The organism is Erythrobacter sp. W302b, from assembly GCF_046452395.1.
Lineage (GTDB): Bacteria > Pseudomonadota > Alphaproteobacteria > Sphingomonadales > Sphingomonadaceae > Erythrobacter.
In genome coordinates this window covers 2,377,000-2,396,073 of the sequence record NZ_JBKFDH010000001.1, presented here as the reverse complement: position 1 = coordinate 2,396,073, position 19,074 = coordinate 2,377,000, and the positions used below count along the sequence as shown (strand labels likewise).

At 66.1% G+C, this 19,074-nt stretch carries 15 protein-coding genes and 1 riboswitch; of the genes, 9 read left to right on the top strand and 6 right to left on the bottom strand.

The features are described 5' to 3' along the window. The first annotated feature begins 39 nt into the window (after positions 1-39). Together metH and ACLBKT_RS11315 are read left to right on the top strand one after the other, a co-directional pair. On the top strand, positions 40-2,652 hold the full coding sequence (gene metH / locus ACLBKT_RS11320) for a methionine synthase (RefSeq protein WP_410183022.1): 2,613 nt from the start codon (positions 40-42) through the stop codon (positions 2,650-2,652). A gap of 31 nt (positions 2,653-2,683) precedes the next feature. Further along, positions 2,684-3,886: a serine hydrolase domain-containing protein gene (locus tag ACLBKT_RS11315; RefSeq protein WP_410183021.1), complete on the top strand. Its 1,203-nt coding sequence runs from the start codon at positions 2,684-2,686 to the stop codon at positions 3,884-3,886. A 140-nt stretch (positions 3,887-4,026) separates the two neighbouring features. Here the strand turns inward: ACLBKT_RS11315 and ACLBKT_RS11310 are convergent, their stop codons facing one another. Next, a complete protein-coding gene (locus tag ACLBKT_RS11310; RefSeq protein ID WP_410183020.1) occupies positions 4,027-5,226 on the bottom strand; it encodes a cation:proton antiporter in 1,200 nt (399 codons plus the stop codon). Between the two features lie 139 nt (positions 5,227-5,365). Next, positions 5,366-5,473: riboswitch (glycine riboswitch) on the top strand. A 166-nt stretch (positions 5,474-5,639) separates the two neighbouring features. Here ACLBKT_RS11310 and gcvT point away from each other — a divergent pair. From gcvT to gcvPB, 4 genes are read left to right on the top strand one after another with little or no spacing between them, the layout of a single operon-like run. Continuing rightward, complete coding sequence (gcvT, locus tag ACLBKT_RS11305) at positions 5,640-6,779, top strand: glycine cleavage system aminomethyltransferase GcvT (protein WP_410183019.1); 1,140 nt, start codon at positions 5,640-5,642, stop codon at positions 6,777-6,779. 3 nt (positions 6,780-6,782) lie between these two features. Further along, entirely contained in the window at positions 6,783-7,151 is a 369-nt protein-coding gene (gcvH, locus tag ACLBKT_RS11300; RefSeq protein WP_410183018.1) for a glycine cleavage system protein GcvH, read from the top strand. A 43-nt stretch (positions 7,152-7,194) separates the two neighbouring features. After that, positions 7,195-8,571: an aminomethyl-transferring glycine dehydrogenase subunit GcvPA gene (gene gcvPA / locus ACLBKT_RS11295; protein ID WP_410183017.1), complete on the top strand. Its 1,377-nt coding sequence runs from the start codon at positions 7,195-7,197 to the stop codon at positions 8,569-8,571. Further along, on the top strand, positions 8,568-10,124 hold the full coding sequence (gene gcvPB, locus ACLBKT_RS11290) for an aminomethyl-transferring glycine dehydrogenase subunit GcvPB (RefSeq protein ID WP_410183016.1): 1,557 nt from the start codon (positions 8,568-8,570) through the stop codon (positions 10,122-10,124). The genes gcvPA and gcvPB overlap by 4 nt, the downstream gene beginning before the upstream one ends. 109 nt (positions 10,125-10,233) lie before the next feature. Here the strand turns inward: gcvPB and ACLBKT_RS11285 are convergent, their stop codons facing one another. The 3 genes from ACLBKT_RS11285 to ACLBKT_RS11275 all read right to left on the bottom strand — a co-directional run bounded on the left by ACLBKT_RS11285 (position 10,234) and on the right by ACLBKT_RS11275 (position 13,663). Beyond that, a complete protein-coding gene (locus ACLBKT_RS11285; RefSeq protein ID WP_410183015.1) occupies positions 10,234-11,547 on the bottom strand; it encodes a lipopolysaccharide biosynthesis protein in 1,314 nt (437 codons plus the stop codon). A 152-nt stretch (positions 11,548-11,699) separates the two neighbouring features. Next, on the bottom strand, positions 11,700-12,164 hold the full coding sequence (locus ACLBKT_RS11280) for a hypothetical protein (protein WP_410183014.1): 465 nt from the start codon (positions 12,162-12,164) through the stop codon (positions 11,700-11,702). A gap of 5 nt (positions 12,165-12,169) precedes the next feature. Continuing rightward, positions 12,170-13,663 (bottom strand): CoA-acylating methylmalonate-semialdehyde dehydrogenase, encoded by a 1,494-nt coding sequence (locus tag ACLBKT_RS11275; RefSeq protein ID WP_410183013.1) that lies wholly within the window; start codon positions 13,661-13,663, stop codon positions 12,170-12,172. A 139-nt stretch (positions 13,664-13,802) separates the two neighbouring features. Here ACLBKT_RS11275 and ACLBKT_RS11270 point away from each other — a divergent pair, with 139 nt between their 5' ends. Beyond that, on the top strand, positions 13,803-14,738 hold the full coding sequence (locus tag ACLBKT_RS11270) for an SMP-30/gluconolactonase/LRE family protein (RefSeq protein ID WP_410183012.1): 936 nt from the start codon (positions 13,803-13,805) through the stop codon (positions 14,736-14,738). A gap of 66 nt (positions 14,739-14,804) precedes the next feature. Here ACLBKT_RS11270 and ACLBKT_RS11265 read toward each other — a convergent pair whose 3' ends face one another. Continuing rightward, positions 14,805-16,157, bottom strand: a complete 1,353-nt coding sequence (locus tag ACLBKT_RS11265; protein WP_410183011.1) for a M24 family metallopeptidase — start codon at positions 16,155-16,157, stop codon at positions 14,805-14,807. Between the two features lie 57 nt (positions 16,158-16,214). Then, a complete protein-coding gene (locus ACLBKT_RS11260; protein WP_410183010.1) occupies positions 16,215-17,000 on the bottom strand; it encodes a citryl-CoA lyase in 786 nt (261 codons plus the stop codon). Between the two features lie 102 nt (positions 17,001-17,102). Here ACLBKT_RS11260 and ACLBKT_RS11255 point away from each other — a divergent pair, with 102 nt between their 5' ends. Next, positions 17,103-18,263, top strand: coding sequence for a CaiB/BaiF CoA transferase family protein (locus ACLBKT_RS11255; RefSeq protein ID WP_410183009.1), 1,161 nt, complete (start codon positions 17,103-17,105; stop codon positions 18,261-18,263). Next, entirely contained in the window at positions 18,244-19,074 is an 831-nt protein-coding gene (locus tag ACLBKT_RS11250) for an IclR family transcriptional regulator C-terminal domain-containing protein (RefSeq protein ID WP_410183008.1), read from the top strand. The genes ACLBKT_RS11255 and ACLBKT_RS11250 overlap by 20 nt, the downstream gene beginning before the upstream one ends.

Genomic DNA, 19,074 nt, shown 5'->3' with positions numbered 1-19,074 from the left:
AACCCCTCCCCTGAAGGGGAGGGGCTTGAGAGCAGAAAAATGACCCAACCCTCCTCCTCGCGCTTCATCAATATCGGCGAACGCACCAACGTCACCGGCAGCGCGGCGTTCAAGAAGCTGATCATGGCGGGCGATTACCCCGCCGCCGTGGAAGTCGCGCGCCAGCAGGTCGAGAACGGGGCGCAGGTGATCGACGTCAACATGGACGAGGGCCTGCTCGACGCGGTCCACGCCATGACGACGTTCCTCAAGCTGATCGCCGCCGAGCCCGACATCGCCCGCGTGCCGGTGATGATCGACAGCTCGAAATTCCATGTGATCGAGGCAGGGCTGAAGTGCGTCAGCGGCAAGCCGATCGTCAATTCGATCAGCATGAAGGAAGGCGAGGCGCAGTTCCTCGAACATGCGCGCATCTGCATGGATTACGGCGCGGCTGTGGTGGTGATGGCCTTCGACGAGGTCGGGCAGGCCGACACGAAGCACCGCAAGGTCGAAATCTGCAAGCGCGCCTATGACTTGCTCGTCAATGAGGGCTTCCCCCCTGAGGACATCATCTTCGATCCCAACATCTTCGCGGTGGCGACGGGGATCGAGGAGCACAACAATTACGGCGTCGATTTCATCGAGGCGGTGAAGGAACTGCGCGAGCTGTGCCCCCACGCGCACTACTCGGGCGGCCTCTCCAACCTCTCCTTCTCCTTCCGCGGCAACGAGCCGGTGCGCCGCGCGATGCACTCGGTGTTCCTCTACCACGCGATCCCCGCGGGGCTCGACATGGCGATCGTCAACGCGGGCCAGCTCGACGTCTACGACCAGATCGACCCCGCCCTGCGCGAGGCCTGCGAGGACGTGATCCTCAACCGCGATCCTGACGCGACCGAACGCCTCATCACCCTCGCCGAAAGCTTCAAGGGCAAGTCCGCCTCGGACGAAAAGGCCGCCGAGGAATGGCGCGGCTGGGCGGTCGAAAAGCGGCTGGAACACGCGCTGGTCAAGGGCATCGACGCGCATATCGTCGACGACACCGAACAGATGCGCGCCGCCATCGCGGCCAAGGGCGGCCGCCCGATCGAGGTGATCGAAGGCCCGCTGATGGACGGGATGAACGTCGTCGGCGACCTGTTCGGCAGCGGCAAGATGTTCCTGCCGCAGGTGGTGAAGTCCGCGCGCGTCATGAAGAAGGCGGTGGCCCACCTCATCCCCTTCATCGAGGCCGAGAAGGACCTGCTCCCCGAAGAGGAACGCAAGGCCAAGGGCAAGATCATCATGGCCACCGTCAAGGGCGATGTGCACGACATCGGCAAGAACATCGTCGGCGTCGTGCTCCAGTGCAACGGCTATGACGTGATCGACCTGGGTGTGATGGTGCCCTGGCCGACGATCCTTGCCGCCGCCAATGACAACAAGGCCGACATGATCGGCCTCTCGGGCCTCATCACTCCTTCGCTCGACGAGATGGTGACTGTCGCGGAAGAAATGCAGCGCGCAGGCATGACGATGCCGCTGCTGATCGGCGGGGCGACGACCTCCAAGGTGCATACCGCGCTCAAGATCGACCCGGCCTATGATGGCCCCGTGATCCACGTGCTCGATGCGAGCCGCGCGGTCGGGGTGGCGTCCAAGCTGCTCTCCGACACCCAGCGCGATGAATATGTCGCACAGGTCGAGGATGACTATATCGCCGTGCGCGATGCCCGCGCGGGGAAAACCGTGAGCGCGCTGCTCAGCCTCGCAGATGCGCGCGCCAATGCCTTTCCGGCCGACATGGCGGCCAAGCCCGCGGCGCCTGCACAGCCGGGTCTTCACGTGTTCGATGACTGGTCATTGTCGCATCTTCGCGGGTTCATTGACTGGACACCCTTCTTCCGTGCGTGGGAACTCCACGGCAATTACCCCGCGATCCTGACCGACGAAGTGGTGGGCGAAACCGCGACGCAATTGTTTGCCGATGCCAATGCGATGCTCGACCGGATCATCGCCGAAAAGTGGCTGACCGCGCGCGGCGTTGCCGGGCTGTGGCCGTGCGGGCGGGACGGCGATGACATCGTGCTCGACAATGGCACGCGCCTCCCCATGCTGCGCCAGCAGGTCAAGAAATCGCGCGACCGCGCCAACATGTGCCTCGCCGATTTCATCGATCCGAGCGGCGACTGGATCGGCGGCTTTGCGGTTGGTATCCACGGGATCGACAGCCACTCGGCGCGCTTCCAGGCCGACAAGGACGACTATTCGGACATCCTGCTCAAGGCCCTCGCCGACCGTTTCGCCGAGGCCTTTGCCGAGGCGCTCCACCAGCATGTCCGCACGACCTTGTGGGGCTATGCACCGGGCGAGCAGCTCACCAACGAGGCGCTGATCAAGGAGGAATACCGCGGCATTCGCCCCGCGCCGGGCTATCCGGCCTGTCCCGATCACTCCCTGAAGCCGATCCTGTTCGACCTGCTCGACGCGCCGACAAACACCGGCCTGACACTGACCGAAAGCTTCGCCATGTGGCCGACCGCGGCGGTCAGCGGCTTCTATTTCGGCCACCCCGAGAGCGAATATTTTGGCGTTGCCCGCGTGGGGCCGGATCAGGTCGAGGATTATGCCGCACGGCGTGGAGTCGATCTGGCGACCGCCGAGCGCTGGCTCAGGCCGAATCTCGATTGACGCGGGGCGCGGGGCGGCGATGATGCAGGGCATGATCCGCTGTCTCCTCGCCGCACTGGTGTTTATCGCCGCCCCTGTCGCCGCGCAGGACAGGCCGCCTGCGACGGTCGTCGTCGCCTTCGACCGCGAGACCATTACCCCGCTGATCGTCGAGGGGCTGGCGAACAAGCAGACGGGCCGCGCCGTGGAGGCCAATGATCCGGTGCGGATCGCCTCGATCTCCAAGCTGATCATGGCGCTGACCGCGCTCAGGCTGGTGGATGAGGGCAAGCTCGATCTGGACCGCGATGTCTCGGACTATCTCGGCTGGAAGTTGCGCTCGCCCTATCATCCCGATGCGCCGGTGACGCTGGCGCACCTGCTCTCCCACCGCGCGGGGCTGTCTGACAAGGCGGGCTACATCATCCCGTTGGGGGAGAGTCTTGCGGCGAAACTCGCCGATCCGGCGGCATGGCGGGACACTGGCCCGCCGGGCGAGGCCTCGTTCGAATATGCCAATCTCGGCTCGCCCTTGGTCGCGACCGCGCTCGAGGCAGTCTCGGGCGAGCGGTATGACCGGCTGGTCGAGCGGCTGGTGTTCAAGCCGCTTGGGGTGAAGGCCTGCCTCAACTGGACCCTATGCGATGCCGACATGCTGGCCCGCGCCGTGACGCTCTATCGCGATACCGGCGAAGTGGCCCGCGATGCGCCGGAGGACTTGCCGCCGAATTGCACAATCCCCGTGGCCGAGGGCGGGGCTTGCGATCTTGAAAGCTATGTCCCCGGCACCAATGCCTCGATCTTCTCGCCGCAGGGCGGGGTGCGGATCGGGATGATGGACTTGGCGAAGATCGGGCAGGCCTTCGATGAATCCCGCGCGTTCTTTTCGGATCGTGCGAAGCAAGGCTTTGATCGCGCATGGAACACGAGTTTCCATCCCGGTCAGAACTTCTTCTGCATCTATGGTCTGCATCTCCAGATCATCGACTCGCCACCATCACTGTGGGCGAATGCGGAGCAGGCCAAGCCGCCGACGTGCGGGGACGAATTGTTTGGCGATGGCGTCGCACGGGTGGGCCATTCAGGCGAGGCCTATGGGCTGCAATCGGGCCTGTGGATCGACCTCGGCACGGGGCGGGGCTTTGCCTATTTCCTCACCCAAGTCCCGCCGCCGCCCGGCGGCGAGGACACCGGGGGCTTCACGCTGCGCGAAAAGGCGCTGGTGGCGCGGGCGCTGGGGATGGTGGGGAAATAGCGCCCGAAAAGTCCCTCCCCGTTCCAACGGAATGGGGGCCTGTCCCCCCGTCAGCGCCTTAACCCCTCCGTCACCGCTGCGCGGTGCCATCTCCCCATCCCGGATCAAGTCCGGCACGGGGCGGGATCTGGGGGCAAGCCCTAAGCCTCCGCCTTCACCCGCTCCCCCAGCTTCGCGATCAGGGGCGTGGCGAAGGGTTTGGTGAGCATCGTGCTGCCCACCGCCATCAGCAGCAGCGCGGTGAAGGTGGTGGGCGTGATCACCTGCTTGTCGAGCAGGATGTTGGCGAAGATGATCATGATCAGCGCCTTGGTTTGCAGCAGCCAGCCAATCAGGCTCGCCTCGGTGCGGCTCCAGCCGAGCAGGCGCCCGGCGATGTGGACGCCGATGAGCTTGCCCCCCACGGCCGCCACCAGCAGCAGCGCCGCGACGCCGAAGACGGCGAGCCCGCCGCCCTCCCACTGAGTGCGCAGCCCGGTGGAGAGGAAGAACACCGGCATCACGGTGAGCAGCACGACATTGCGGAACCGGTCCATCGCCTCGTGGCCGAACCACTTGGCGTCGAGCACCACGCCCGCAAGGAAGGCGCCGACCATGTAGTGCAGGCCTGACCAATCGCCCGCCAGCCCGCAGAGCGCCAGCCAGATCAGCCCCACCGGCCAGCGGTCATTCTCCGACAGGCGCGCCATCAGCCAGCGCACCGCCCATGCCGCCAGCGCAAAGCCGACAAGGAACACCGCCTGCCGCCCGATCCGCTCCCAATCGAGCAGGATGATCGCCAGCACCCCCCAGATCGCAATATCGTCAAGGCTGGCGTAGCGCAGGATGCGCTGGCCGAGCTGTTCGCGCAAAATCCCGAGCTTCTCCATGAGGAGCACAAGGATGGGAAGCGCCGTCACCGCGCAGGCCATGCCGATGCCCAGCAAGGCCTGCCAATACTGGCCGTTTGGCCCGCGCCAGCCGGGGAATTGCAGGATCACCGCCGCTGCCAGCGTGCCAGCGATCAGCGGCGCGCCGAGCGCCAGTCCTGCGGTAAGGCCCGTTTCGCCGCGGTGCTTCCATGCCTGTGACAGATCGAGCTCGATCCCCGCGATCCACACAAACAGCATCACCGCCCACCACGCGACGCCGTTCAGCGCGATGATCACATCGGGCCGGAACACAAAGGCGTAGTAATCGGGGAACACCGCGCCGAGCACACCCGGGCCGAGCAGAATGCCGCCCACGATCTGCACCACCACCAGCGGCGCCCAGTAATCGGTGCGCAGCACCCGCCACACCAGCCACGGCACGGCGAAGATGATCGTGAGCGCAATCAGGTAAATTTCAGTGAGGTTCATCCCGCCCCTGTGTCTATTCAACCGCGCGATGAAGCGCAAATGCGTTTTCCCCCAAGCCTGCGCGGTTCGCCCGATTGACGCGATGCAGCAAATCAAGCAGGGCGAGATCGTCTTCCGCCACAGGAGCGATTCTTTGGTGGGCAGGCGAGCGGGAGAGCCCGATGCAAGCCCCTTTACCGGGGCGCGCAAAGGCGCCGAAGGAGCAACCGCCCCGGAAACTCTCAGGCCACCGGACCGCTCGGCTGCGTGACACTCTGGAAAGCGCGCCGGATTCGTCCGGGGCCACCGAAGGGGAGGCGCCCCGCCGCGTTGGCAGATGCGCCGAAGCTCTCAGGTCACCCGACAGAGGGGGCAGTTACACAGCAGCGCCATGCGCGCTGCCCGACTGCCGTATTCTGCCGGGGATTTTCCGAGTGACCGACCACGATAGCGAAGACCATCTCGAAGATATTCCCTTGGAGGCGCTGCCGCTCGATGCCTGGCACCGTGCGCGCGGGGCGCGGATGGTGCCCTTCGCGGGCTATGACATGCCGATCCAGTATGAGGGCATCGTCGCCGAACACAACTGGACGCGCGAGAGCGCGGGGCTGTTCGATGTGTCGCACATGGGACAGCTGCTGCTGTCCGGCCCCGATCTCGATGCGGCGGTCGAGGCCGTCCTGCCGATCGACCTGTCGACACTGAAGCTCGGCCAGCAGCGCTACTCGCTGCTGCTCGACGAGAACGGCGGGGTGCTGGATGACCTGATGGTCTCGCGCTGGCCAGAGGCGCTGTATCTCGTGGTCAACGGCGCGACCAAGTGGGACGACATGGGCACCCTGCGCGAGGCGCTGCCGGACGACATCACGCTCAACTATCTCGATGATCGCGCGCTGCTCGCCCTGCAAGGCCCCAAGGCGGCGGATGCGCTGGCGCGCCATGCGACGGGCGATTACCCGCTGAGCGCGCTGACCTTCATGCGGTTCGGCCGCTTCCAGATCGTGGGCCATGACGTCACCATCGCACGGGCGGGCTATACCGGCGAGGACGGGTTCGAGATCTCGCTCCCGGCTGAAGCCGCCGCTGAGATCGCCGATCTGCTCTGCGCCGAGCCCGAAGTGAAGCCCATCGGCTTGGGAGCGCGGGATTCGCTGCGGCTGGAGGCGGGCCTGCCGCTTTACGGGCACGACATGTCCCCTGAGACCAGCCCCATCGAAGCAGGTCTCGTCTTCGGCATCAACAAGCGCCGCCGCACCGAAGGCGGCTTCCCCGGCGCAGACCGGATCAACCGCGAAATCGCCGAGGGTACGACCCGCAAGTGGGTCGGCCTCACCATCGCCGGGCGCTTGCCCGCCCGCGAAGGCGCGGAAGTCTTCAGCGGCTCCGAGAAGATCGGCACCGTCACCAGTGGCGGCTTCTCGCCCACCTTGGGCGCGCCCATCGCCATGGCCTATGTCGCCAGCGAACACGCCGCCATCGGCACCGCGCTCGAAGTGGAGGTGCGGGGCAAGCGCCTCGCCGCCACCGTTTCGCCCACGCCTTTCGTACCCCACCGCTATTTCCGAGGGAGCTGACCCATGCGTTACTACACTGACGAACACGAATGGATCGATGTCGAAGGCGATATCGCCACTGTTGGCATCACAGACTATGCGCAGGGCCAGCTGGGCGACATCGTCTTCGTCGAACTGCCCGAGGTTGGCGCGCTGATCGAGCAGGGCAAGGACGCTGCCGTGGTCGAAAGCGTTAAGGCGGCATCGGATGTCTACGCCCCGATCACCGGCGAGATCACCGAAGTGAACCCGGCGCTGGAAGAAGACCCTGCGCTGGTCAACACCTCGCCCGAAGATGGCGGCTGGTTCTTCAAGATGACCATTGCCGACGAAGGCGAGCTTGACGGGCTGATGGACGAAGATGGCTACAAGGCCTTCGTTGAAGGCCTCTGATCGCACACGCAACCTCTCCCCTCTCCACACGAGGCTGAACACCATGCGCTACCTCCCCCTCACCGAGACCGACCGGCAGGCGATGCTGGCGACCATCGGCGCCGCGAGCGTCGATGATCTGTTTGTGGACGTGCCCGAAGTCGCCCGGCTCGATGGCCCGATCCACGGCTTGCCGATGCATGCGAGCGAGATGGCGGTCGAACGCCACATGAAGGCGCTGGCAGCGAAGAACCTTGTGGCGGGGGATGCGGCCTTCTTCCTTGGCGCGGGGGCCTATCGTCACCATGTCCCCGCCAGCGTCGACACGATCATCCAGCGCGGCGAGTTCCTGACGGCCTATACCCCCTATCAGCCGGAAATCGCGCAAGGCACATTGCAGGTGCTGTTCGAGTTCCAGACGCAGGTCGCGCGGCTCTATGGCTGCGCCGTGGCCAATGCCTCGCTCTATGACGGCTCAACCGCGTGCTGGGAGGCGGTGGCGATGGCGACCCGCGTGACCAAGCGCAAGCGCGCGGTGCTTTCGGGCGCGCTCCACCCCCACTATGCGCAGGTGGTGAAGACCATGGCGCATTTCACGGGTGATACCATCGCCGACGCCATGCCTGCCATCACCGCCGAGCCTGACCTCGACGGGTTGATTGCCCGGATCGACGAGGAGACCGCCTGCGTCGTTGTGCAATATCCCGACATTCTGGGCCGCATCAGCGACCTCACCCCGGTGGCCGAAGCCGCCCATGCCAAGGGCGCGCTGCTGGTGGTGGTGAACACCGAACCGGTGGCGCTCGGGGCAATCAAGAGCCCGGGCGAGATGGGCGCGGATATTGTGGTGGGCGAGGGGCAGTCGCTCGGCGTCGGCCTGCAATTTGGCGGGCCTTACCTTGGCCTGTTCGCGGTACGCGATCCCAAGCATGTCCGGCAGATGCCGGGCCGGCTGTGCGGCGAGACGACCGATGCCGAGGGCAAGCGCGCCTTCGTGCTCACCCTCTCGACCCGCGAACAGCATATCCGCCGCGAGAAGGCGACCAGCAACATCTGCACCAATTCGGGCCTGTGCGCGCTGGCCTTTACCGTGCACATGACGCTGCTCGGCGAAAAGGGCCTGCGCGAACTGGCGGCGGAGAACCACCGCCTCGCCTGCCTTGCGGCGGACCGGTTGGCCAAGGTGCCGGGGGTGGAGGTGCTCAACAATGCCTTCTTCAACGAATTCACCCTGATGCTCGGCGGGAAGCCCGCGCGGGCAATCGTGCGCGATCTGGCCGACCGGGGCGTGCTGGGCGGGGTGTCGCTCGGGCGGCTTTACCCGGGCGTCGAGGCGCTGGAGCACGCGCTGCTGGTCGCCGTGACCGAGACCACCACCGAGGACGATATCGAGCGCCTCGCCTTCGAGCTTGAGGCCAGCATCAAGGAGAGCGCCCAATGAACGCCCCCAACAAGAGCGGCTGGAAGCCCGAGATGCAGATCGCCGAAAGCGGCTTCCTCGGTGGCCCCGCCACCACCACCGGCAACCGCGCGCTGATGCTGGAAGAGCCACTGCTGTTCGAGATCGGTCGCGCCGATGTGACCGGGGTTGATCTGCCCGCAATCGACGCGGCGGCGCCAACCCGTCTGGGCGCGCTGGCGCGCAGCGAGCCGATCGGCCTTGTCGGCCTGACCGAGCCCGAGACGGTGCGCCACTACACCCGCCTCAGCCGCCAGAACTACGGGATCGATCTCGGCTTCTTCCCGCTCGGCAGCTGCACGATGAAGCACAACCCGCGTTTGAACGAGAAGATGGCGCGGCTGCCCGGCTTTGCCGACATTCATCCGCTGCAACCGCAGTCGACCGTGCAGGGCGCGCTGGAGGTGATCCATCAGCTCGGCGGCTGGCTCTGTACGCTGACCGGCATGCCCGCCGTCGCCATGAGCCCCAAGGCGGGTGCCCACGGCGAACTGTGCGGGATCCTCGCGATCCGCGCGGCGCACGAAGCGCGCGGCGATGCGCGCGAAGTGGTGCTGGTGCCCGAAAGCGCTCACGGCACCAACCCCGCCACCGCCGCCTTCGCCAATTACCGGGTCGAGGATATCCCCGCGACGCCCGAAGGCCGGGTCGATGTGGCGGCGCTCAAGGCGCGGCTCGGACCGGATGTGGCGGCGGTGATGATCACGAACCCCAACACCTGCGGGCTGTTCGAGAAGGACTTCCGCGAGATTGCCGATGCGGTGCACGCCGTGGGCGGCTATGTCTATTGCGATGGCGCGAACTTCAACGCCATCGTCGGCAAGGTGCGTCCCGGCGATCTGGGCGTCGATGCAATGCACATCAACCTGCACAAGACCTTCTCCACCCCGCACGGCGGCGGCGGTCCAGGTTCGGGACCGGTGGTGCTGTCGGAGGCGCTGGCGCCCTATGCACCGCTGCCCTTCGTGCGCGAGGATGATGCCGGCACGTTCTACCTCGTCGAGGAAGAAGACCGTGAGGAGCGCGGGCCGAGCTTCGGCCGCATGACTGCGTTCCACGGGCAGATGGGGATGTTCACCCGCGCGCTCACCTACATGCTCAGCCACGGCGCGGACGGGCTGAAGCAGGTGGCCGAGGATGCGGTGCTCAACGCCAACTACATCCTGCGCAGCATGGAAGACATCCTCCACGCGCCCTTCGCGGCGAGCGGCCCGTGCATGCATGAGGCGCTGTTCGGCGACAAGGATTTCGGTGGTGGTTTGTCGACGCTGGATGTGGCCAAGGGGCTGATCGACGAAGGCTATCACCCGATGACGGTCTATTTCCCGCTGGTGGTCCACGGCGCAATGCTGGTCGAGCCGACCGAGACCGAGAGCAAGGCCGCAATCGACCAGTTTATCACCGCCTTCCGCAGCGTTGTGGAACGAGCACTGGCGGGAGACGAGGCGCTGAAGCAAGCGCCTTACTATGCCCCCCGCCGCCGCCTCGATGAAACCGGCGCTGCGCGGAAGCCCAAGCTCGCTTACGAGGGGTGATAGCCCCTTCCCTTGAGGGAAGGGGTTGGGGATGGGTGTGCGGCGGTCGATAAGGCAGGCCCCCCATTCCCGACCCTTCCCCAAGGGGAAGGGAGAAACGGGCGATGGGTTATGATTTGGGAGGGGCGGGCCGCGTGTCCGCCCCTTCGTCATTGGTGTCGTCCACCACCAGCCGGAACTGCTTGAGGTTCACGATCGCGAGGTAGAAGCCGACCACGGTCAGCACGCTCGACCCGAGCACCGCGAAGCCCGCGCCCTGCGCGCCCTTCCAGCCAATCGCCAGCTCCAGCATCACCAGTGCAAGGATCGTCGGGAACAGCCGGACGAGGAAGGCGACATGGGCCTTGCCGGCGGAGATCAGCAGCGATTCAAGGCTCGCCCCCACCAGCTCGACCGCGCCAGCGATGGAGAGAATGATCATCGCCCAGTAGAAGCCGGTGAACTGCTCGCCTGCGATCAGGGCAAGGCCGGGACGGCCGAACAGGATCGCCGTCACCACCGCGGTCACCCCGGCAATCGCCGCGATGTTCGCCATCCGCCGCGCAATCTCGACCGCGCCGTCGCGCGACTGGACAAGCTCGGGCAGGATCGCTTTCGAGATCGTCTGCGCCAGCGCGATCAGCGCGACGCCCAGCTGGTTGGCGATGCGGAAGCCCCCCGCGAGATACGCCCCACCAAAGGTGCCGACCAGCAGGATCATCACCTGCTTGCCCGCCACTGCCAGACTGCCCGACATGTTGGTCGACAGCACGAACCGCCACGCGTCCTTGTGCCGCGCAGGGATTGCCCGCAGGCTGATCGACGACAGCGGCACCGGCTGCACCCGCACAGCGACGATCCACAGCGCAATCGCCGTGCCCACTTCGGACAAGGCAAAGGCGAGGATAAAGCCCGTCACATCAGGCATCGCCCACCATGCCAGCACCGCACCGGCCGCGCGGATCACCGGCTGCACCGCTTCGGCCCAGGTCGCGCGGCCATATTCGGAATGCAGCCGCAGCATCCCGGTGGGCGTGGTGCGGATCGTCAGCAGCGAGATGACGCAATAGGCGAAGGTCAGCCACAGCAGCTCCGCCGGCACATCGAGCCAGAGCGGCGCGGTCAGCACCAGCAGCGCTGACGCCAGCGTGCCGACCACCACCGACACCCCGTCAAGCGCCACCGCAAACCCCGTTGCCTCGCGGGCGCGTTGGAGATCGACGCCCGGCTCGTCCGGGTTGGCCCCCCAGCGCACGATGAACTGCCAGGTCTGGAAGCTGGAAAAGCCGGTGATCGCCTGTCCCAGCGCGATGATCAGCGCGAAATGGCCGAAGCCTTCCGTGCCCAGCGTGCGCGCGGCAATGGCGAGGTAGACGAGGCTGAGGACCGCGTTGAACCCGCGTCCGCCCAAGAGCCAGCCCATATTGGCGAAGACCTGCTTCATGCGTGTCCGGCTCGGGCCTTAACGTATCGCCGGGAAGGGCAGGGGTCGGTTTACCATAGCGCGGCGGTGCTTAGCCGCAAATGACGCATCACGCCAAGCATGGATGGCGCACGGGGCGCAACTAATGTGGCAGAGGGGATGTGCGTGCCGGCCTAGGCCGGGCAGCGTTTGCGCAGGGGATCGTCCGGGCTCTCGGGCTTGAGCGCATCGGAAATCCGCAGCCGCTCGCCCTCCGGCAGGGTTTCGAGCGAGAGCCGCGTGGGTTGCACCCACGTCTCGCCCTCACCTTCCATCACAAGATCGGCGATCGCATCGTCGCCCTCGCTCCCCATACCGGAAACGTCACCGACGCTTTCGTAATACTCGATCCGCCGCGCTGTGATGTTCACCCGCATGTCCGAGGCGGGATCGCACGTGCCCGTGACTGCGTCCCACACGCCGTGGAAGCGCGTAGGGATTTCGCCAGCGGCAATCGCTGGGTCGAGCGGCTGGCCTGCGCTATCGCCGGTGCCGCCATCAGGTTCGACCGGGACCGGCGTTTCGGCCGGCACAGGATCGGTCCCGCTCTCGCAAGCCGCCAGCAACAGGGTCATTGCGATCAGGGGAAGGCGGCGCACCTCCATCACCCCATTGTCGGGATGACGAAGGCGTTGCTTCCGTCGTGCGAGCCGTCGGGCCAGCGCTGGGTGATCTTCTTGTTCTTGGTCCAGAACCGCAGGCCCTCGACGCCATATTGGTCGATGTCGCCAAAGCCCGAGCGCTTCCACCCGCCGAAGGAGTGGTAGGCGACCGGCACCGGGATCGGCACGTTGATGCCGACCATGCCGACATTGACGCGCGCGGCGAATTCGCGTGCGGCGTGGCCGTTTCGGGTGAAGATCGCGACGCCGTTACCATACTGGTGTTCCGACGGCAGGCGCACCGCTTCCTCGAAGTCCTTCGCGCGCACGATCTGGAGGACGGGGCCGAAGATTTCCTCCTGATAGGACTTCATCTGCGGGGTGACGTGATCGATCAGGGTCGGCCCGACGAAGAAGCCCTTTTCGTGGCCTTGCAGCGTGAACCCGCGACCGTCGACGACGATCTCCGCGCCCTCCTGCTCGGCGGTGGTGATCCACTGCTCGATCCGCGCCTTGTGCTCGGGCGTGACGACCGGGCCGTAATCGGCCTCGGGATCGTTGGAGACGCCGATCCTGAGGCCCGCGATGGACTTCAGGAGCTTTTCCTTGAGGCGCTCGGCGGTGTCCTCGCCCACCGGCACCACCACGGGCAGCGCCATGCAGCGCTCGCCCGCCGAGCCGAAGGCCGCGCCGGTCAGATCGGTGACGACCTGATCCAGGTCCGCGTCAGGCAGCACGATCCCGTGGTTCTTCGCGCCGCCGAAGGCCTGCACGCGCTTGTTGTTCGCGCTGCCCCGCGCGTAGATGTACTGCGCGATGTCGGAGCTGCCGACGAAGCTGATCGCGGCGATATCGGGGTGATCGATGATCGCGTCGACCATCTCCTTGTCACCGTGGATGACCTGAAGCAGGCCTTCCGGGGCGCCTGCCTCAAGGAACAGCTCGGCGAGGCGCACCGGCACGCTCGGGTCGCGCTCGGAGGGCTTCAAAATGAAGGCATTGCCCGCCGCGCAGGCCATGCCGAACATCCACATCGGGATCATCGCCGGGAAGTTGAACGGGGTGATCCCCGCGCCGATCCCGAGCGGCTGGCGCATCGAATAGACGTCGATCCCCGGCCCCGCGCCGTGGGTGTATTCGCCCTTCATGATCTGAGGCAACCCGCAGGCATATTCGATCACCTCGAGCCCGCGCTGCACGTCGCCGCGCGCGTCGGGGACGGTCTTGCCGTGTTCGCTGGAGAGCATTTCGGCCAGCGACTGCATGTTCGCCTCGACCAGTTCCTTGAAGGCGAACATCACCCGCGCGCGGCGCTGGGGATTGGTGGCGGCCCAGCCGGGCTGGACGCGCTTGGCGGTCTCCACCGCGCGGGCAAGCAGCGCGGCATCGCCCAAGGCGACCTCGGCCTGCACTTCGCCGGTCGAGGGGTTCCAGATGGCGTGCTTGCGGGTGGGGGCGGGGGTCTCGCCGACGATGAAGTGGTCGATCTGACGCATGGGAATGGGGTCTCCTGTCTGGCCTCCCCAATGCCCCCCGCGCGGGCCTCATGCAACCCTTGCGGCTCCCCTCAAAAGTGCTGGCGCGGCGGGGCGCGGCAGGGCAGGTTGTGCGTGCGACGAGACGAGAGAGGGACGGATGGTGGGTACGGCATGGCGGGCATTCGCAGCACTGGCAGCGGCGCTGCTAGCTGGCGGCGCGCTGGCGCAGAACGAAGGCGGGGATTCGATCTTTGTCCCCGAAAGCCTGGAACTTGTCGCCACCGGCTACACCTTCACCGAAGGCCCGGCGTGGGACGGTGCGCGCCTGATCTTCAGCGATATTCCCGGCAATACGGTCTATGCCTTCTCTCCCGGCCAAGGCGCGCCGCAGGTGCTGTACACGCCTTCCGCGAACGCCAATGGCCACACCCTCGACCGGCAAGGTCGGCTGCTCAATGCCGAGCACGCCAGCGGCGCGCTCACCCGCTGGACGCCCGAAGGCGGGCGGCAGGTGATCGTTGAGGCCTATCAGGGCAAGCGTCTGAACAGCCCCAATGACGTGGTCGTGCGCAGCGACGGGCTGATCCTGTTCACCGATCCGCCTTATGGCCTCGGCCAGCGGCAGAGTGAGGTGGGCTTTTCCGGCGTCTTTGCGTTTGACGAGGCGAGCGGGCGGATGGTGCTGATCGACGAGGCGCTATCGCGCCCCAATGGCCTTGCGCTGTCTCCCGATGAAAAGGTGCTCTACGTTGGCGACACTGCCACCCAGACGCTGTGGGCCTATGACCTGGCCGCTGATGGCACCGCTTCGGGCAAGCGGCTGGTGGTGGACCTCACCGCTGCGGGCCAATCGGGCAATGTCGACGGGGTGCGGGTGGACCGCGAGGGGCTGGTGTACCTGACTTGCCCGGGCGGCATCTGTGTGGTCGATCCCGGGAAGGGCGTGTTGCTCGAACGCATGGCAGTGCCCAAGCGCGCGACCAACCTCGCCTGGGGCGGGCCCGGTCTATCCGACCTCTACATCACCGCTCAGAGCGATGTGTACCGGGTGAAGACGCGGGCTGAGGGCGTGGGATCGTCAAGCAAGCGCTAGCGCGTCACCTTCCCATTTCTGTCATGCCCGCCTTCGCGGGACTGACAATGAGTGGAGTGTTTCACCTCAATCGGACGCAATCAGCGTGATCGCCGTTTGCCGCCCGTCGATATAGCGCACGGTTTCTCCGTCGAAGAAGGCGTCCTCCTCGGTGCGGAAATCGACGCGCTGGCCGCCCCATTCGGGCACGGCAGCGTAGGATGTGAGCTCGATCGACCAAGCGGTGTTCGCCCTGATCGGGCCGCTGCCGCGCGGGTCGGCCTTCTGATTGTCCCAGAACCCGATGCTTGGCCCCGCGCCGTGGCCATGGTGGCCGATGGGGTGCGAATAGATCGACGGTTCGAGGCCCGCCGCAATGCTATCGGCGCGGGCGATGGCGAGCGCTTCGTTGCCGCTGCGCCCCACGGCAAAGGCGCGGGTGAGGAAATCCTGCACTCTGTTCGAATTCGCCAGCCCCGCGCGCAGCCCTTCGGGCGCTTCGGTTTCGCCCGGCTTCAGCACATAGGCCAGATGCTGGGTATCGGTATTGAGCCTGAGATAGGTGATACCGAAATCGGTCCAGAGGAGATCGCCCGGCTGGATCACTGCGTCGCCTTCGATCATGCCCTTCGCACCCTGCCGCTGGATCGCCACCGAGGGGTGGAACCATGGGTCAAGGCCCAGCGCCATCAGTCGGTCACGATACCACCATTGCACCTGCTCTGCCGTGGTGACGCCGGGGGTGATGACCTTGCGCGAAAAGGCTTCGCTGATTACCGAATGAGCGAGGCGCACCACCGTGGGGTAGAGTTCCATCTCTGAAGGCGTCCGGGTTTCGAGCCAGCGGATCGCAAGGTTTTCGCCCGACACAACGCGGTCATGCATCGCGGGCGGCAGGGCCTGCATGAACTTGCCATACTGGCTCAGCGTCATGCCATCGGCGAACTGGTAGAGATCGCTGGAATTGATCGCGATCCTTGCCGGGTCTTTCGCTGCGATCAGATCGGCGACCGCCTGCCACTGATCGGGCTGCGTGTCGGGATCCCAGGTCGGCGCAAACAGGCCGCCGAGGCCATAGCGGCTGACGGTCAACCGCTCGACCGGCTTGCCCTCGCCCGGATCGTGGAAGACGAGGATCGTCCGGCGCCGCGCGTGCATGTTCTCGGCATCGAGCATGGTGGCGACCACCGGCTCCTCGAAATATTCGCGCGCGACCAGCAGCCACAGGTCGATCCCCTCCTCGCGCATGATCTGCGGGATGAGGGTGTCGAGCCGTTCGGCAAGGATGCGGTTTTCGAGGCTTGCACGCTCGCGGGGGGAAAGGATACGCGGCAGGGCGGGGGCCGCCTGCTCGGTCTCGCTGAGCGTGAGCGGCGTGTCGGCCAGCACCGGCGTTGCCGCCAGCAATGCTGCCCAGGAAATCAAATGCCGCGCGATCATGTTCGTCCCCTGTCCGTTACCGCGCCGGTTCTGGCGCGGGGAGGGCCGGGGATCAAGCTATTCCCCGCCCGCGCTCCCGTCATCGAACCCGATCCGCTCGGCCGCCGCGCCGCTCATGATGAAGCCGATCGGCCGCTCGGTCTCCTCCTGCAAATGCGCGATCAGGCTGGCGGTGCGGGCGAGGAGCGAGATGCCCTTCAATGCCGCGAGCGGAAAGCCTGCGTCGAGCATCACGGCCGGGATCGCGCCGTTGACGTTGATGGGCAGTGAGCGACCAATCGCCTCGGGCAGCACGCTTTCGATGGTCCGAAGCATGGCGATGTGCTTGCCTTCCATCCCGTGCTCCTTGGCGAGCGCGAGCAGGCGGTGCGCGCGGGGATCGCCGCCCGAGTGCTGGGGATGGCCGAAGCCGGGGATCGCCTTTTTCTCAGCGCGCAGGGCCTTGATGGCTGCGGTGGCTGCGGCAGCGGGATCGCCTCCCTCGGCGACGACCTGCGCATAGAACTTGCCGGCGACTTCGGCGCTGCCGAGCACCACGCTCCCGCAACCCAGCAGCCCCGCCGCCACCGCGCCATGGAAGGCTTCCGGCGCGGCGGCGTAGGTCATGCGGGTGGCGACCACGCTGGGCACCAGCCCGTGTTCGGCAATTGCACACAGCACCGCGTCAGCGAGCGCCTTCTGGGGCAGGGTGGGCATGGTGCCCGTCACCAGCAGCCAGAAGTAGCTCGTGAAGTCGACATGGCCGATCACCTCGCTACACAGATCCATCCCCCGCACCGTGATGCTCGTCGCATCCGAGGTGCAGATCGAGGTGACGGCGTTATCCTGCTTGCCGATGCGCATGGCCATTCCTTTTCGATATTCGAAGTTGATTTCGTTATGCGAAGAATATAGTGTCACATCCAACCCAAGGCAAGCTTGGGGCAAGCAGATGGGATTTGTTGGATGACAGCTCGGCCATTAGCAGGCGTTACCGTGCTCGAAATGGGCACTTTCATCACGGGCCCTGCCGCCGGGATGCTGCTGGCCGATCTGGGCGCGGATGTCATCAAGGTCGAGCAGCCGGGCACGGGCGATCCGTTCCGCAGCTTCAAGGGCGAACTTTATTCGCCGCATTTCCAGACGTACAACCGCAACAAGCGTTCAATCACGATTGACCCCAAGAAGGAAAGCGATCTTTTGGTGCTCGACCGTCTGGTCGCGGACGCTGACGTGTTTATCCAGAACTTCCGCCCGGGGGTGGCAGCGCGGCTGAATGTCGACGCCGCACGGCTCCAGGCGATCAATCCGGCGCTGGTCTATGCCTCGATCTCGGGCTTCGGCAGCGAGGGGCCGGAGCGGGATCGCCCCGCCTTCGACACCGTCGCGCAGGCCGCCTCGGGCTTTCTCAGGCTGCTGGTCAATCCCGAACACCCCCGCGTCGTCGGCCCCGCCATCGCGGATGCCATGACCGGCTTCTACACCGCTTTGGGCATCCTCGCCGCGCTCAACGAGCGGCACGTGACCGGCAAGGGCCGGGTGGTCGAAACCTCGATGTTCGAGGCGATGTGCCACTTCAACCTCGATGATTTCACGCACCTGCTTTCCGTCGATCAGGTCATGGGGCCGTATAGCCGCCCGCATGTCTCGCAGAGCTACGTGTTCCAGTGCGCCGACGGCAAGTGGCTGGCGCTCCACATGTCCTCGCCGCCCAAGTTCTGGGAAAACCTGGCGACCGCCGTGGGCCAGCCCGACATGCTGAGCCTGCCCGCCTTCGAAAGCCGTGAAGCACGGATCGCGCATTACGAGGATGTCGTCGCCTTCCTCGCCCCGATTTTCGCGACGAAGCCGCGTGCCGAATGGACCGAGACCCTCACCCGCCTCGAAGTCCCCAATTCGCCCATTTACGACAGCGCCGAAGTCCTGGCCACCGAACAGGCCAAGGTGCTCGGCATCGAAGTCAGTGACCCCGACGGGCCGAGGGGCACCTTCCGCACGATCCGTTTCCCGCTCAGTTTCGATGGCGAGCGGATGGACAGCGTCACCGCGCCGCCCCTATTGGGAGCGGACGACGCGGCTGTCCGCCGTTCCATCGAAAGGCCAGTGCATGGGATCCGCAGGGGCTGAACCCGCAGACAAGGGTGCCGGGGGCAAAGACCCGGAATTTCTCTCGACGTTGGAGCGGGGCCTGCGCGTCCTCAAGGCGTTTGACGAGGACCACCCGGAAATGACGCTGTCCGAGGTGGCGGCCAAGACGGCGCTGCCTCCCGCTGTGGCGCGGCGGTGCCTGATTACGCTGGTGGAACTGGGCTATGTCGGCCAGCACGAACGCAAGTTCCTGTTGCGCCCCGCAGTGTTGACGATCGGTTCGGCGTTTCTGGCTTCGATGCAGATCGAACAGGTGGTGCTGCCCCCGCTGCAAGGGCTGCGCGACCAGACCGGCGACAGCGCCAGCCTCGCCGTGCTGTCGGGTGCGGAGATTCTTTATGTGGCGCATGTGAGCACCGACCGGCGGTTCCGGGTTGCGGCAGGGGTCGGCACGCGCTTCCCGTTCCACGCGACCTCGCTGGGCAAGGCGCTCGCCGCCCATCTGCCCGAGGGCGAGCGGGCCGCGCTGATGGCTGGCGCACCGTTCCAGCGCTTCACCGAACGCACCGTTACCGACGGCGCGGCCCTCACCGAACGGCTCGATCTGATCACGCAGCGCGGTTACGATTCGGCGCTGGACGAGCTCGATTACGGCATCGTCTCGGTTGCCGTGCCAATCTTCGGGCGCGACAAGCGGGTTATCGCCGCGATCAATTGCTCCACCTCCACCACCCGCATTTCGCAGGACGAGTTGGTCCGCACCCGCCTTCCGCTGCTGCGCGGCGCGGCGGGCGAGATCGAGGCCTCGCTCAGGCGCTGGCCCGCGCTGGAGGCCAGCCTGCGGCCATGA

Bases quoted from the DNA above. Each gene is read 5' to 3' on its own strand.
- gcvPA (WP_410183017.1), top strand. From the start codon at position 7,195: ATGCGCTACCTCCCCCTCACCGAGACCGACCGGCAGGCGATGCTGGCG.
- ACLBKT_RS11310 (WP_410183020.1), bottom strand. From the start codon at position 5,226: ATGAACCTCACTGAAATTTACCTGATTGCGCTCACGATCATCTTCGCC.
- gcvH (WP_410183018.1), top strand. From the start codon at position 6,783: ATGCGTTACTACACTGACGAACACGAATGGATCGATGTCGAAGGCGAT.
- ACLBKT_RS11285 (WP_410183015.1), bottom strand. From the start codon at position 11,547: ATGAAGCAGGTCTTCGCCAATATGGGCTGGCTCTTGGGCGGACGCGGG.
- ACLBKT_RS11260 (WP_410183010.1), bottom strand. From the start codon at position 17,000: ATGCGCATCGGCAAGCAGGATAACGCCGTCACCTCGATCTGCACCTCG.
- metH (WP_410183022.1), top strand. From the start codon at position 40: ATGACCCAACCCTCCTCCTCGCGCTTCATCAATATCGGCGAACGCACC.
- ACLBKT_RS11315 (WP_410183021.1), top strand. From the start codon at position 2,684: ATGATCCGCTGTCTCCTCGCCGCACTGGTGTTTATCGCCGCCCCTGTC.
- ACLBKT_RS11270 (WP_410183012.1), top strand. From the start codon at position 13,803: ATGGTGGGTACGGCATGGCGGGCATTCGCAGCACTGGCAGCGGCGCTG.
- ACLBKT_RS11255 (WP_410183009.1), top strand. From the start codon at position 17,103: ATGACAGCTCGGCCATTAGCAGGCGTTACCGTGCTCGAAATGGGCACT.
- ACLBKT_RS11275 (WP_410183013.1), bottom strand. From the start codon at position 13,663: ATGCGTCAGATCGACCACTTCATCGTCGGCGAGACCCCCGCCCCCACC.
- ACLBKT_RS11265 (WP_410183011.1), bottom strand. From the start codon at position 16,157: ATGATCGCGCGGCATTTGATTTCCTGGGCAGCATTGCTGGCGGCAACG.
- gcvPB (WP_410183016.1), top strand. From the start codon at position 8,568: ATGAACGCCCCCAACAAGAGCGGCTGGAAGCCCGAGATGCAGATCGCC.
- ACLBKT_RS11250 (WP_410183008.1), top strand. From the start codon at position 18,244: ATGGGATCCGCAGGGGCTGAACCCGCAGACAAGGGTGCCGGGGGCAAA.